General features: G+C 73.2%; 12 protein-coding genes. All 12 read left to right on the forward strand.

Going from position 1 to position 13,049, the window contains the following annotated elements:
- The 12 genes from ACFV6E_RS29985 (at nt 1) to ACFV6E_RS30040 (ending at nt 12,985) form a co-directional block, all read left to right on the forward strand.
- Nucleotides 1-1,293 (forward strand): O-antigen ligase domain-containing protein, encoded by a 1,293-nt coding sequence (locus tag ACFV6E_RS29985; RefSeq protein ID WP_385164208.1) that lies wholly within the window; start codon nt 1-3, stop codon nt 1,291-1,293.
- A 16-nt stretch (nt 1,294-1,309) separates the two neighbouring features.
- Nucleotides 1,310-2,587 (forward strand): glycosyltransferase, encoded by a 1,278-nt coding sequence (locus ACFV6E_RS29990; RefSeq protein WP_385465898.1) that lies wholly within the window; start codon nt 1,310-1,312, stop codon nt 2,585-2,587.
- Nucleotides 2,584-3,819, forward strand: a complete 1,236-nt coding sequence (locus ACFV6E_RS29995) for a class I SAM-dependent methyltransferase (RefSeq protein WP_385465817.1) — start codon at nt 2,584-2,586, stop codon at nt 3,817-3,819. The genes ACFV6E_RS29990 and ACFV6E_RS29995 overlap by 4 nt, the downstream gene beginning before the upstream one ends.
- 13 nt (nt 3,820-3,832) lie before the next feature.
- Nucleotides 3,833-4,627, forward strand: coding sequence for a glucose-1-phosphate cytidylyltransferase (locus ACFV6E_RS30000; protein WP_385465820.1), 795 nt, complete (start codon nt 3,833-3,835; stop codon nt 4,625-4,627).
- Nucleotides 4,624-5,271 carry a PIG-L deacetylase family protein gene (locus ACFV6E_RS30005; protein ID WP_385164200.1) on the forward strand — a complete coding sequence of 216 codons (648 nt, stop codon included), beginning with the start codon at nt 4,624-4,626 and terminating at the stop codon, nt 5,269-5,271. The genes ACFV6E_RS30000 and ACFV6E_RS30005 overlap by 4 nt, the downstream gene beginning before the upstream one ends.
- A gap of 3 nt (nt 5,272-5,274) precedes the next feature.
- Entirely contained in the window at nt 5,275-6,300 is a 1,026-nt protein-coding gene (locus ACFV6E_RS30010; RefSeq protein WP_385465822.1) for an NAD-dependent epimerase/dehydratase family protein, read from the forward strand.
- On the forward strand, nt 6,288-7,571 hold the full coding sequence (locus ACFV6E_RS30015) for a DUF4910 domain-containing protein (RefSeq protein WP_385164194.1): 1,284 nt from the start codon (nt 6,288-6,290) through the stop codon (nt 7,569-7,571). The genes ACFV6E_RS30010 and ACFV6E_RS30015 overlap by 13 nt, the downstream gene beginning before the upstream one ends.
- Before the next feature lie 5 nt (nt 7,572-7,576).
- The gene (locus ACFV6E_RS30020; RefSeq protein WP_385465901.1) at nt 7,577-8,866 is read left to right on the forward strand and encodes a hypothetical protein; all 1,290 of its coding nucleotides are present in this window, start codon (nt 7,577-7,579) and stop codon (nt 8,864-8,866) included.
- Nucleotides 8,863-9,822 carry a glycosyltransferase family 2 protein gene (locus tag ACFV6E_RS30025; protein WP_385164190.1) on the forward strand — a complete coding sequence of 320 codons (960 nt, stop codon included), beginning with the start codon at nt 8,863-8,865 and terminating at the stop codon, nt 9,820-9,822. The genes ACFV6E_RS30020 and ACFV6E_RS30025 overlap by 4 nt, the downstream gene beginning before the upstream one ends.
- On the forward strand, nt 9,819-11,042 hold the full coding sequence (locus ACFV6E_RS30030; protein WP_385465825.1) for a polysaccharide pyruvyl transferase family protein: 1,224 nt from the start codon (nt 9,819-9,821) through the stop codon (nt 11,040-11,042). Before ACFV6E_RS30025 ends, ACFV6E_RS30030 begins: the two co-directional genes overlap by 4 nt.
- Nucleotides 11,039-11,584: a dTDP-4-dehydrorhamnose 3,5-epimerase gene (gene rfbC, locus ACFV6E_RS30035; RefSeq protein ID WP_385465828.1), complete on the forward strand. Its 546-nt coding sequence runs from the start codon at nt 11,039-11,041 to the stop codon at nt 11,582-11,584. Before ACFV6E_RS30030 ends, rfbC begins: the two co-directional genes overlap by 4 nt.
- A gap of 66 nt (nt 11,585-11,650) precedes the next feature.
- Complete coding sequence (locus ACFV6E_RS30040) at nt 11,651-12,985, forward strand: glutamate-1-semialdehyde 2,1-aminomutase (RefSeq protein WP_385465831.1); 1,335 nt, start codon at nt 11,651-11,653, stop codon at nt 12,983-12,985.
- Nucleotides 12,986-13,049 lie beyond the last annotated feature (64 nt).

The following is a 13,049-nucleotide window of genomic DNA, read 5'->3' on the forward strand; positions in this document are numbered from 1 at the left end:
ATGAGCGGGGAACCGCTGCGCGGCGGGCCTCCCGGCGGCCCCGGCACGCAGGACACCCGAACCGGTGCCGCAGCGCGCCCGGCCGGGCCGCCGAAGGCCGTCGGCATCGCCTGGGCGCTGCTGGGCCTCAACACGCTCGGCTCCGCCGGGGCGAAGACCATCGTCACGCTGCCCCGTTCCCTCATCCAGATGGCCACCATGGGCGCGCTGGTCGCCGCGTTCGCGCTGGCGCTCGCCGTCAACACCCGGCTGCGTGTCAGGCCCAGCGCCTACCTGTTCCTGCTCACCCTGCTGCTGGTGCCGAGCGTGATCGCCAGCGCGCACCTGGAGGCCGGCTTCGGCGCGCTGTTCCGCTGCGCCCGGCTGGCCCTGTTCGTCGGCACGCTGTGGCTGCTCAGCCGCTGGTGGGACGGCGGCACGGCGTTCGTCCGGTACCACATCCGGATGTACGTCCCGGTGCTCGTGTCGGTGGCGGCCGGCCTGGTCGTCTCACCAGGCACCGCCCTGCCCGAGTACTACGGCGGCCGGCTGGTCGGCGCGCTGTGGCCGCTCACCCCGCCGCAGATCGGCCAGTACACCGCGGTGATCACCGGGCTGACCGTGCTGCTGCTCCTCGGCCGGCGGACCACCGGGGCGAGCGCGGCGCTGGTCATCGTGGTCTCGCTCGTCCTGCTCGCGCTGACCCACACCCGCACGGCCACCCTCGGCCTGCTCGTCGGCCTGGTGCTGGCGATCGGCTCGCTGCTGCTGACCAGCGCCGCCGCCCGCCGGTTCTTCGTCTGGACGGTGGTCATCGCCACGGTGGCCGCGGTGGCGTTCGCCTCCGCGCTCCAGGCGTGGTTCCTGCGCGGCCAGAGCCAGGAGAACTTCTCCAACCTCACCGGCCGGGCCAAGGTCTGGGACGCGCTGCTGGCCGCGCCCCGCACGATGGGCGAGAAGGTGTTCGGGGTGGGCCTGAGCGACAAGTCGTTCGCCGGGCTGCCGATCGACAACAGCTGGCTGGCCGTCTACCACGAGCAGGGCCTGCTCGGCGTCACCATCGTGGCGGGGTTCCTCCTCGCCCTCGGCGGTGTCGCGCTGCTGCGTCCGCCGTCGCTGCCGCGGGCCTGCGCGATCTTCCTGATCAGCTACTGCGCGATGTCGTCGTACACCGAGGCCGGCCTCGGCGACGCCTCGCCGTACCTGCTCCATCTGGCGCTGGCCGCCTCGCTCCTCGCGGCACCCGCCGCCGCGCCGCCCCCGCCGGCGGCCGCGCTCCCCCGACGACACGTCCCGCGCTGGGCCCGGAGGTGAACTGACCATGCACGGCTTGCACGTTCTCGTGGTGCACAACCGCTACTCCTCGGCGCAGCCGAGCGGGGAGAACAAGGTCGTCGACGACGAGGTGGCGCTGCTGCGCGAAGCCGGCCACCGGGTCGGGGTGTTCGAGCGGCGCAGCGACGGGATCGCGGCCCGGTCCCTGCCCGGCAAGGCCGCGATCCCGTTCCTGGTGCCGTGGAACCCGGGGGTCCGCAGGGAGCTGGCCGCCCGGCTGCGCGCCGAGCGGCCCGACGTGGTGCACGTCCACAACGTCTTCCCGCTGCTGTCGCCCGCGGTCCTCGCGGCCTGCGCCGACGCGGGCGTGCCCGCCGTCGCCACGCTGCACAACTACACCCAGGTCTGCCCGCCCGGCACGCTGCAACGGGACGGCCGGACCTGCACCGAGTGCGTCGGTTCCGCGGCACCGCTGCCCGCCGTCCGGCACGGCTGCTACCGCGGCTCCCGCCTGGCGACGGTGCCGCTCGCGGTCAGCCTGTCGGTCAACCGGCGGCGGTGGTGGTCCGGTGTGGAGCGGTTCTTCTGCGTCTCCGCGGCGCAGCGCGAGGTCCTGGTGCGGGCCGGCATGCCGGCGGAGCGGCTGGCGGTCAAGCACAACTTCGTGACCGACCCGGGCATCCGCCGGACGGGCGCGGGCGAGCAGGTGCTCTTCCTGGGCCGGCTCGCGGAGGCCAAGGGCGTACGGCTGCTCATGGCGGCGTGGGACGAGATCGCCGCGTCCGGCGGGGTGGGCGTGCCGCTGGTGATCGTCGGCGCGGGGCCGCTGGCGGACGAGGTGACCGCCTGGGCGGCGGGCCGGGACGACGTGCGCTACGCCGGCCTGTACGACCCCGCCCGGTGCCGGGAGGCCGTCGCGCGGTCGGTCGCCGTGCTGGCGCCCTCGACCGCTCTGGAGACGTTCGGCCTGGTGGTCGCGGAGGCGATGGCGGCCGGGGTCCCGGCCGTGGCGGCCGCTCACGGCGCGTTCACCGAACTCGTCGAGGACGGGGTGAGCGGGCTGCTGCACCGGCCGGGCGAGCGCGACTCGCTCGTGGCATGCATCTGCCGGATCACGGCCGATCCGGCCCGCAACCAGGAGATGGGCCAGGCGGCCCGGCGCCGTTACGAGCGGGGCTTCAGCCCGGCCGTCGGCCTCGAACGCCTGGTGGAGGGGTACCGCACCGCGATCGCGGGACGGTACGGCGGCGGGGACGGCCCGCCGCCGGCAGGGGACACGAGCACAGGCCCGCGGCGGAGCACCCGCGCGGGCGGGGATGGGGGACGTAGATGACACGATGCCGACTCTGCGGTTCGGCGGCGCTGGCCAGCGTCGTCGACCTGGGAGCGACTCCGCCGTGCGAGAGCTTCCTCGCCGCGGACCAACTGGACCGGCCCGAACCGGCGTACCCGCTGCATCTGCGGGTGTGCACCGACTGCTGGCTCGCGCAGCTCCCGCCGCTGATCACACCGGAGGAGACGTTCAGCGAGTACGCGTACTTCTCCTCCTTCTCCACCTCCTGGGTGGAGCACGCGCGCGCCTTCACCGCCGACGCCGTCGAACGCCTCGGACTCGGCGCCGACGCCTTCGTGGTCGAGGTCGCCAGCAACGACGGCTATCTGCTCAGGCACATGGTGGAGCGGGGGATCCGCTGCCTGGGCGTCGAGCCGTCGGTGAACGTCGGCGCCGCGGCGCGGGACGCGGGCGTGCCCACGCTCACCGCGTTCCTCAACCCGGCCACCGGCGCGCACGTCCGCGCCGAACACGGCCCGGCCGACCTGGTCGTCGCCAACAACGTGTACGCGCACATCCCCGACGTCGTCGGGTTCACCCGGGGGCTGCGCGCCCTGGTCGCCGACGACGGCTGGGTCTCCATCGAGGTGCAGCACCTGCTGACCCTGATCGAGCAGAACCAGTACGACACGATCTACCACGAGCACTTCCAGTACTACACGGTCGCGTCCGCGATCCGGGCGCTGGAGAGCGGCGGGCTCACGCTCGTGGACGTCGAGCTGCTGCCCACGCACGGCGGCTCCATCCGGCTGTGGGCCCGCCCGGTCGCGGCGGCCGGCGAGCCGAGCCGGCGTGTGACGGACGTCCTGGACCGGGAGAAGGCCGCCGGGCTACAGGAGCTGTCCGGGTACACCGAGTTCTCCGCCCGGGTGGCCAAGGTCCGCCGCGACCTGCTCAAGTTCCTGATCAAGGCGGCCGAACGCGGCGAGACGGTCGTCGGCTACGGCGCCCCCGGCAAGGGCAACACCCTGCTCAACCACTGCGGCATCCGGCCCGACCTGCTGGCCTACACGGTCGACCGCAACCCCTACAAGCACGGCAGGTTCACCCCGGGCACCCGCATCCCGGTCCTGCCGCCCGAGCAGATCGCCGCCGACCGGCCGGACTGGGTCCTCGTCCTGCCCTGGAACCTGCGGGCCGAACTGGTCGGGCAACTGTCCTTCGTGCACGACTGGGGCGGCCGCCTGGTCTTCCCCATCCCGGAACTGAGCATCGTCGAGGCCACGTCGTGAGAGAGGTTGCAGCATGAAGGTCGTACTGTTCTGCGGCGGTTACGGGCTGCGGATGCGCAGCGGAGCCTCCGACGACATGCCCAAGCCGATGGCGATGGTCGGCCCGCGCCCGCTGATCTGGCACGTCATGCGCTACTACGCCTACTTCGGGCACACGGAGTTCATCCTGTGCCTGGGCTACGGCGCCCACCACATCAAGGACTTCTTCCTCAACTACGAGGAGACGACGTCCAACGACTTCGTACTGCGCGGCGGGCGGACCGAGCTGCTGTCCACCGACATCGCCGACTGGACGATCACGTTCGCGCAGACCGGCGTCGACTCGCCCATCGGGGAGCGGCTGCGCCGGGTGCGCCAACACCTGGACGGCGACGAGATGTTCCTCGCCAACTACGCCGACGTGCTCACCGACGCCCCGCTGCCGCAGATGATCGATAACTTCACCCGGCGCGACGCCGGCGCCTCGATGATGGTGGTGCCGCCGCAGTCCTCCTTCCACTGCGTGGACCTGGGCGAGGACGGCCTGGTGGGCGGCATCACCGCGGTGGGCGAACTGCCGCTGTGGGAGAACGGCGGCTACTTCGTGCTCCGCCAGGAGGTCTTCGACCACATCCCCGAGGACGGGGACCTGGTCGCCGACGGCTGCGCCCGACTCGCCAAGCAGGGACGGACGGTGGCCTACCGGCACCGCGGCTTCTGGAAGCCGACCGACACCGTCAAGGAACGGGCCGCGCTCGACGCCGCCTACGCCCGCGGCGAGCGCCCGTGGGCCGTGTGGGAACGGGACGATGCCGGGGTGAGCGCGTGATCGGGCTCGGGGCCGGGCACCTGGAGCGGATCGTCGCGGTCGGCGCGCACTGCGACGACATCGCCATCGGCGCGGGCGGCACTCTGCTCACGCTGTGCCGCGCCCGGCCCGGCGTCCGCGTCGACGCGCTCGTGCTCACCGGTGGTGGCGGCGAGCGCGAGCAGGAGGAGCAGGCCGCGCTCGACGCCTTCTGCCCGGGCGCCGACCTGCGCCTGACCGTGCTCAAACTGGCGGACGGCCGGCTGCCCGCGCAGTGGGAGGAGGCCAAGGCCGCGGTCGAGGAGCTGCGCGGGCGGACCGAACCCGACCTGGTGCTGGCCCCGCGCACCGAGGACGCCCACCAGGACCACCGCGGCCTGGCGCGGCTGATACCCACCGCGTTCCGCGACCACCTCGTCCTCGGCTACGAGATCGTCAAGTGGGACGGCGACCTCGGCCGCCCGACGGCGTACCAGCCGCTGTCGCCCAAGACCGCCGAGGACAAGGTGCGGCTGCTGCACGAGCACTACCCCTCGCAGCGGCACCGGCCCTGGTACGACCGGGAGGCCTTCCTCGGGCTGGCCCGGATCCGCGGCATCGAGTGCCACGCGCGTTACGCCGAGGCGTTCGCCGTCACCAAACTCACCATCGACCTGGGGGATTGAACCTTGCGCGTACTGCTGACCGGGCACCAGGGCTATCTGGGCACCGTGATGGCCCCGGTCCTCGCCGCCGCCGGGCACGAGGTCGTCGGTCTCGACGCCGGCCTGTTCGCCGACTGCGTTCTCGGCCCGCCGCCCGCGGACCCCGCGGGGCACCGGGTGGACCTGCGTGACGTCACACCCGAGCACGTCGCCGGAGCCGACGCCGTGATCCACCTGGCCGCGCTCTCCAACGACCCGCTGGGCTCGCTGGCGCCCGAACTCACCTACGACATCAACCACCACGCGTCCGTACACCTGGCCCGGCTGGCCCGCGACGCCGGGGTACGGCGCTTCCTGTACGCGTCGACCTGCTCCGTCTACGGCGCCGCGGGCGGCGGCGACCTGGTCGCCGAGGATGCCCCGCTGCGCCCGGTGACGCCGTACGCCGAGTCCAAGGTGCGGGTGGAGGACGACCTGCACATGCTGGCCGACGCCGACTTCACCCCGGTCTACCTGCGCAACGCCACCGCCTTCGGCTTCTCCCCGAGGCTGCGCGCCGACATCGTGCTGAACAACCTGGTCGGCCACGCGCTGCTCTCCGGCGAGGTCCTGGTGCTCTCCGACGGCACCCCCTGGCGCCCGCTGGTGCACGCCGCCGACATCGCCCGCGCCTTCACGGCCGCGCTGGGCGCCCCGCGTGAGGCGGTGCACGACCGGGCGTTCAACATCGGCAGCGAGATCAACAACGTCACGGTCGCCGAGATCGCCGGGCAGGTCGCCGAGGCGGTGTCCGGCGCGAAGGTGCGGATCACCGGGGAGAACGGCGCAGATCCGCGCTCGTACCGGGTGGACTTCGCCGCCTTCCGCGCCGCCGTACCCGGCTTCGACTGCGAGTGGACGGTCAAGCGGGGCGCCCTCGAACTCGCCGACGCCTACCGCGAACACGGGCTGACCCGCGAGGGCTTCGAGCAGCGCTTCACCCGCCTCGCCGTCCTGCGCGCGGCATCCGAGGCCGGCACCGTCGACGACACCCTGCGGTGGCGCCGGTGACCACGGCCGGCGCGCGGATGCACGCGCTGGTACGGCGGCTGTACCCGCTGTGCCGCAGCATCACGGGCGACGGGGTGCGCGCCACCCTGGACATCGTCGGCGAACACCTCCCGCTCCAGGTCCACGAGGTGCCGACCGGCACACAGGTCCTCGACTGGACGGTGCCCCAGGAGTGGAACATCCGGGACGCCTACGTGGCCGACGCCACGGGCCGGCGGGTCGTCGACTTCGCCGCGTCCAGCCTGCACGTGCTCGGTTACAGCGTGCCGGTGTCGGCGACCATGCCGCTGTCCGAACTCCGCGCACACCTGCACACCCTGCCGGACCACCCGGCCTGGGTCCCGTACCGCACCAGCTACTACCAGCCCGAGTGGGGGTTCTGCCTGGCCCAGGAGGCCCTGGACGCGCTGCCGGACGGCGAGTACGAGGTACGCGTCGACTCCACCCTCGAAGACGGCCACCTCACCTACGCCGAGCACGTCGTCCCCGGACAGGTCACCGACGAGGTGATCGTCTCCTGCCACGTCTGCCACCCGTCGCTGGCCAACGACAACCTCGCCGGGATCGCGGTGGCGGTGTTCCTGGCCCGGGCACTGGCCGAGCGCACCCCCTACCACACCTACCGGTTCGTCTTCGCGCCCGGCACCATCGGGGCGATCACCTGGCTCGCCCGCAACGCCGAGCGGATCGACCGGGTCAAGCACGGCCTGGTACTGGCCTGCGCGGGCGACCCCGGCCAACTGACGTACAAACAGAGCAGGCGAGGGGACGCGGAGATCGACCGGGTGCTGCGGCACGTACTGACCACCTCCGAACGCCCGCACCGCATCACCGAGTTCACCCCCTACGGCTACGACGAACGGCAGTACTGCTCCCCCGGGTTCGACCTGGGGGTGGGCTCGCTCAGCAGGACCCCCTACGCCGGATACCCCGAGTACCACACCTCGGCGGACAACCCGGACTTCGTCACCCCCGAGGCGATGGCGGACACCCTCGCCGTCTGCCGCGAGGCCTTCGCCGTCCTGGACCGCAACCGGCGCTACGTCAACCTCAGCCCCTACGGCGAACCCCAGCTCGGCCGGCGCGGACTCTACGACGCGCTCGGCGGCCGCAGCGACACCAAACAGACCCAGATGGCCATGCTGTGGGTGCTCAGCCTCTCCGACGGCGAGCACAGTCTGCTGGACGTCGCCGAGCGGTCCGGGCTGCCGTTCGACGCCGTCGCCGACGCGGCCGACGCCCTGCACGGCGCCGGACTGATCAAGGCATGAGGCCGATGACCGCGCAGGAGGAGAAGACGACGGGGACGGCCGGATCCGCCCGGCGCGCCCTCGTCGGCCGGCTGTCCTGGGGACTGGCCGACCAGGCGGCCTCCAGCATGTCCAACTTCGTGGTGGGCATCTACGTCGCCCGCTCGCTGGGCGTGGCCGCGTTCGGCGTCTTCAGCCTGGCCTGGGTGACCTACGGCGTGGTCCTCAACGTATCCCGGGGCCTGGCCACCGACCCGCTCGTGGTGCGTTTCAGCGGTGTGCCCGCCACGTCCTGGCGCGCGGCGGTGGCCCGCTCGACCGGCACCGCGCTCGGTCTGGGCACCGCCCTCGGCGCGGCCTGTCTGACGGCCGGGCTCGCGCTCGGCGGCAGCGTGGGACCCGCCTTCGCCTGCCTCGGCGTCGTCCTGCCGGCCCTGCTGCTCCAGGACGCCTGGCGGTTCGCGTTCTTCGCCGCCGGCACCGGCCGCAAGGCGTTCGTCAACGACCTCGTGTGGGGCGTCGCGCTCGTCCCCGCCATGGTGGTGGCGGCCCGCGTGGACACCGTCGCCGCCTTCGTGCTCGCCTGGGGCGCCTCCGCCGCCGTGGCCGCCGCCTACGGCTGCCTCCAGTCCGGCATCCGGCCCCGGGTCGCACAGGCGCGCGGCTGGCTCGGCGAACAGCGCGACCTCGGCTACCGCTACCTCGTCGAGAACGTCGCCCTCAGCGGCGCCAGCCAGCTCCGCGCCTACGGGCTCGGCGTCATCGTCGGAGTCGGCGCGGTCGGCGCGGTGCGCGGCGCCGAACTCCTGCTCGGCCCCTTCCTCGCCGTACTGATGGGCCTCTCCCTGGTCACCGTCCCGGAAGCGGCCCGCGTCCTGCGGCGCGCCCCGCACCTGCTCGGCAGGTTCTGTCTCCTCCTCGGCGGCGGCCAGGCCCTCGCCGCGCTCCTGTGGGGCACGGCCCTGCTGCTGATGCCCGGCCGGCTCGGCGAACTCGCGCTCGGCGACGTATGGCCCGCCGCCTCACAGCTCATCGTGCCGATCACACTCGGCGTCGCGGGCGCGGGACTCGGCACCGGCGCCGCGGCCGGACTGCGCGCCCTCGCCGCCGCCCAGCGCAGCCTGCGCTGCCAGCTCTTCGCCTCCGCCTGCTACGCCGGCGGCGGCCTCGGCGGCGCGGCCCTGGCCGGCACCTCCGGCTCGGCCTGGGGCGTCGCCGCCGCCACGCTCAGCAGCTCGGCCCTGTGGTGGCTGCACCTGCGCTCCGCCCTGCGCGAGCACCACCGAGACCACATCCGCGAAGTGAGGACCCCATGACCGCCCCACCCCGGCTGAGCATCGGCCTGCCCGTGTACAACGGCGAGGAGTACCTGGCCGAGTCCTTCGACGCCCTGCTCGGCCAGACCTACGAGGACTTCGAGCTGATCGTCTCCGACAACGCCTCCACCGACGGCACCGAGGACATCTGCCGCCGGTACGCCGCGAAGGACTCCCGCATCCGGTACCTGCGCCTGCCCCGCAACGTCGGCGCCACCCCCAACCACAACCACGTCTTCGTGAAGTCCCGCGGCGAACTGTTCAAGTGGGCCTCGCACGACGACCTCTACGGCCGCGACCTGCTGCGCCGCTGCATCGAAGCGCTGGACGAGCGGCCCGAGATCATCCTCGCCCACACCGACCAGGCGGTCATCGACGGCGACGGCAAGGTCAAGGTCCCCTACGAGTACACCCTCGCCACCGGCTCCCCGCACCCGCCCGAACGGTTCCGCAGCATGCTCTTCGAACCCGGCGGCGACGACTTCTACGGAGTCATACGCGCCGACGTGCTGCGCCGGGTCAGACCACTCGACAGCTACCACCACGCGGACCGCACCTTCGTCGCCGAGATCGGCCTGCACGGCCCCTTCCACCAGGTGCCGGAACTGCTCTACTTCCGCCGCGACCACCCCACCCGCGCCGAACGGGCCAACCCCTCCAAGCGCTCCCGGTGCGTCAACCTGGACCCGCGCCGCGCGGGCCCGCTGCACCCGACACCGCGGCTGCTCGCCGAGTACGTCTGGGGCTTCGTCGCGGCGATCCGCCGGGCACCGCTGTCCCCCGCCGAGCGGCGCGAGTGCTACCGCCACCTGGCCGCGTGGATGACCAGCCGGGCCCGCCCCGGCGGCGCGGGCGAGCGGGTCGAGGACCGCGCCCCCGTCGACCCCGACCGGCTCACCGTCGACGTCGACGCCCTCGTGGCCGGCCGGGACGGCCACGAAGGGAGGCGGGCATGACCGCGGTACGCGTCGGGGTGTTCGGACTGCTCGGCTCCGGCAACCTCGGCAACGACGGCTCGCTGGAAGCCGTCCTCGGACACCTCCGCGCCACCCACCCCGAGGCGGTCGTGGACGCGCTGTGCGGCGGACCCGACGCCGTCACCGCCCGCTACGGGATCCCCGCGACACGGCTGCACTGGTACCGCGGCGAGTACCGCACCGCCTCACGCGCGGGCGCCATCGCGGCGAAGGGCATCGGCAAAGTCATCGACGTCTTCCGCACCGCCGCCTGGACGCGCCGGCACGACGTGGTGATCGTGCCCGGCATGGGCGTCCTGGAGGCCACGCTGCCGCTGCGGCCGTGGGGCTTCCCCTACTCGTTGTTCCTGCTCTGCGCGACCGGCAGACTGCTGCGCACCCCGGTCGCCCTGGTCGGCGTCGGCGCCGCCCCGATCGGCAGCCGGCCCACCCGGACCCTGGTGCGCTGGTCCGCACGGCTCGCCGCCCACCGGTCCTACCGGGACGCCCCGTCCCGCGACGCGATGCGGGCGATGGGCGTGGACACCTCCCGCGACGCGGTCCACCCCGACCTCGCCTTCGCCCTCCCAACACCCCCCGCGTCCGCCCCCTCCGGCGCGCCGGGCACCGTCTGCGTCGGCGTCATGGCCTTCCACGGCGGCAACGACGACCGCGACCGCGCGGACCAGATCCACCGGCGCTACCTCGACGGGACGACCCGGTTCGTGCGCGCGCTCGTCGCGGACGGCAGACCGGTCCGGCTGCTCACCGGCGACGACGTCGACCGGCCCGTGGTCGACGCCATCCTCGACGCGGTCGGCTCACCGCTGGTCACCGCCGCAGAACCGGCCTCGCTCGCCGACCTGATGAAGGAGACGGCGGCGGCCGACAGCGTGGTGGCGACCCGCTACCACAACCTGATCTGCGCGGTCAGGACCGGCACGCCCACGCTCGCCCTCGGCTACGCCGAGAAGAGCGACGCGCTCATGGAACGGATGGGACTCGGCGCCTACTGCCACCCGGCCCGCGAGGTCGACGCCGACCGGCTCCTCGAACAGTTCCGCGCCCTGGAGCGGCACTCGGCCGAACTGCGGCAGACCCTCACCGAACGGAACGAGGCCGCCGTCCGGCAGCTCGACGCCCACCTCACCGCCCTGACCGCGGCCCTGTTCCCGGCCGCCGGCCAGACCCACGCCCACGCCACGCGGGAGACACCATGAAGGCGACCGAAGTCCCCGGGATCGCCGGCGCGTACCTCTTCGAGCCGGCACCCCGCACCGACGAACGCGGCTTCTTCTCCCGCACCTTCGACGCCGACGTGGTCCGCTCCGCCGGCCTCGACCCGCACGCCTTCGTCCAGGACAGCGTCTCCCGCTCGGCCCGCGGCGTGCTGCGCGGCCTGCACCTGCGCTCCGGCGCGGGCGAGGCCAAGCTCGTGCGCTGCTCGTACGGCAGGATCTTCGACGTCGTCGTGGACCTGCGGCCGGACTCGCCGACCTACCGCCGCTGGGCCTCCTTCGAGCTGTCCGACACCACGCAGACGACCCTGTACATTCCGGCGGGCTGCGCGCACGGCTTCCAGGCACTGACCCAGCCCGCCGACACCTCCTACCGCATCGACCGCCCGCACGATCCCGCCGAGGACGTGACGATCCGCTTCGACGACCCCGAACTCGCCATCCCCTGGCCGCTGCCGGCCACGTCGATGTCCGCACGGGACCGCGAGGCACCGACCCTCGCCGAGGTCCTGAAACAGCGGTGAAACCTACAGCACCAAGCACACAGCACCAGGCACACAGCACCAGGCAAAGAAAGAGGTGAGGCCGGCGTGGGCATCCAAGACACGGCGGAAATCCTGCTGCCCCGGTCGCGGCAGGCGAACGAACGGCTGCACGCCCTGGTCCCCGGAGGCGCGCACACCTACGCCAAGGGCGACGACCAGTACCCCGAGAACCTGGCCCCGGTCATCAGCCACGGTCGCGGCGCCCACGTCTGGGACGTCGACGGCAACCGCTACATCGAGTACGGATCCGGGCTGCGGTCGGTCAGCCTCGGCCACGCCCACCCGCGCGTGCTCGAAGCGGTGCGGCACGAGCTCGACCGCGGCAGCAACTTCGTCCGGCCGTCCATCGTGGAGGTGGAGGCCGCCGAACGCTTCCTGGCCACCGTGCCGACCGCCGAGATGGTCAAGTTCGCCAAGAACGGCTCCGACGCCACCACCGCCGCGGTACGCCTCGCCCGCGCCGCCACCGGGCGCCGGCGCGTGGCCGTCTGCGGCGACCACCCGTTCTTCTCCGTCGACGACTGGTTCATCGGCACCACACCCATGTCGGCCGGCATCCCTGCGGCCACCAGCGAACTCACCGTGACGTTCCCCTACGGAGACCTGGCCGCCACGGAAGAACTGCTCACCCGGTACCAGGACGACGTCGCCTGCCTGATCCTCGAACCCGCCGGCCACACCGAACCGCCGCCCGGCTACCTGACCGGACTGCGCGAACTGGCCGACCGGCACGGCTGCGTACTGGTCTTCGACGAGATGATCACCGGCCTGCGCTGGTCCGAGGCCGGCGCCCAGGGCCTGTACGGCGTCACCCCCGACCTCTCCACCTTCGGCAAGGCGCTCGGCAACGGGTTCGCCGTCTCCGCGCTGGCCGGGCGCCGCGCACTGATGGAACGCGGCGGGCTGCGCCACTCCGACGACCGGGTGTTCCTGCTCTCCACCACGCACGGCGCGGAGACGCACTCGCTGGCCGCCGCGACGGCCGTGCTGACCACGTACGCCGAGGAGGGCGTCACCGCGCGGCTGCACGCGCTCGGCGAGCGGCTGGCCGCCGGGGTCCGCGACGCCGCGGCGAGCGCGGGTGTCGGCGACCACGTCGTCGTCCGGGGCCGGGCCAGCAACCTGGTCTTCGCCACCCTCGACGAGCACGGGCAACCCTCGCAGCGCTACCGCACCCTGTTCCTGCGCCGGCTCCTCGCGGGCGGCGTGCTCGCCCCGTCGTTCGTGGTGAGCAGCGCGCTCGACGACGCCGACATCGACCGCACCGTCGACGTGGTGGCCCACGCGTGCGCGGCCTACCGCAAGGCGCTGGACGCCGGTGACCCCACCCCCTGGCTGGGCGGACGACCGGTGAAGCCCGTGTTCCGCCGCCTGGCGTGAGGCGACGGAACGTAAGGGACGTCAAGGGCTGAACGGCGATTGACGGTACGTCAGCTATTGCCCG

Origin of the sequence: Streptomyces sp. NPDC059785, from assembly GCF_042732375.1 — a bacterium.
Taxonomy (GTDB): domain Bacteria; phylum Actinomycetota; class Actinomycetes; order Streptomycetales; family Streptomycetaceae; genus Streptomyces.

Bases quoted from the DNA above. Each gene is read 5' to 3' on its own strand.
- ACFV6E_RS30025 (WP_385164190.1), top strand. From the start codon at position 8,863: ATGACCGCCCCACCCCGGCTGAGCATCGGCCTGCCCGTGTACAACGGC.
- ACFV6E_RS30030 (WP_385465825.1), top strand. From the start codon at position 9,819: ATGACCGCGGTACGCGTCGGGGTGTTCGGACTGCTCGGCTCCGGCAAC.
- ACFV6E_RS30000 (WP_385465820.1), top strand. From the start codon at position 3,833: ATGAAGGTCGTACTGTTCTGCGGCGGTTACGGGCTGCGGATGCGCAGC.
- ACFV6E_RS29985 (WP_385164208.1), top strand. From the start codon at position 1: ATGAGCGGGGAACCGCTGCGCGGCGGGCCTCCCGGCGGCCCCGGCACG.
- ACFV6E_RS29995 (WP_385465817.1), top strand. From the start codon at position 2,584: ATGACACGATGCCGACTCTGCGGTTCGGCGGCGCTGGCCAGCGTCGTC.
- ACFV6E_RS30020 (WP_385465901.1), top strand. From the start codon at position 7,577: ATGACCGCGCAGGAGGAGAAGACGACGGGGACGGCCGGATCCGCCCGG.
- rfbC (WP_385465828.1), top strand. From the start codon at position 11,039: ATGAAGGCGACCGAAGTCCCCGGGATCGCCGGCGCGTACCTCTTCGAG.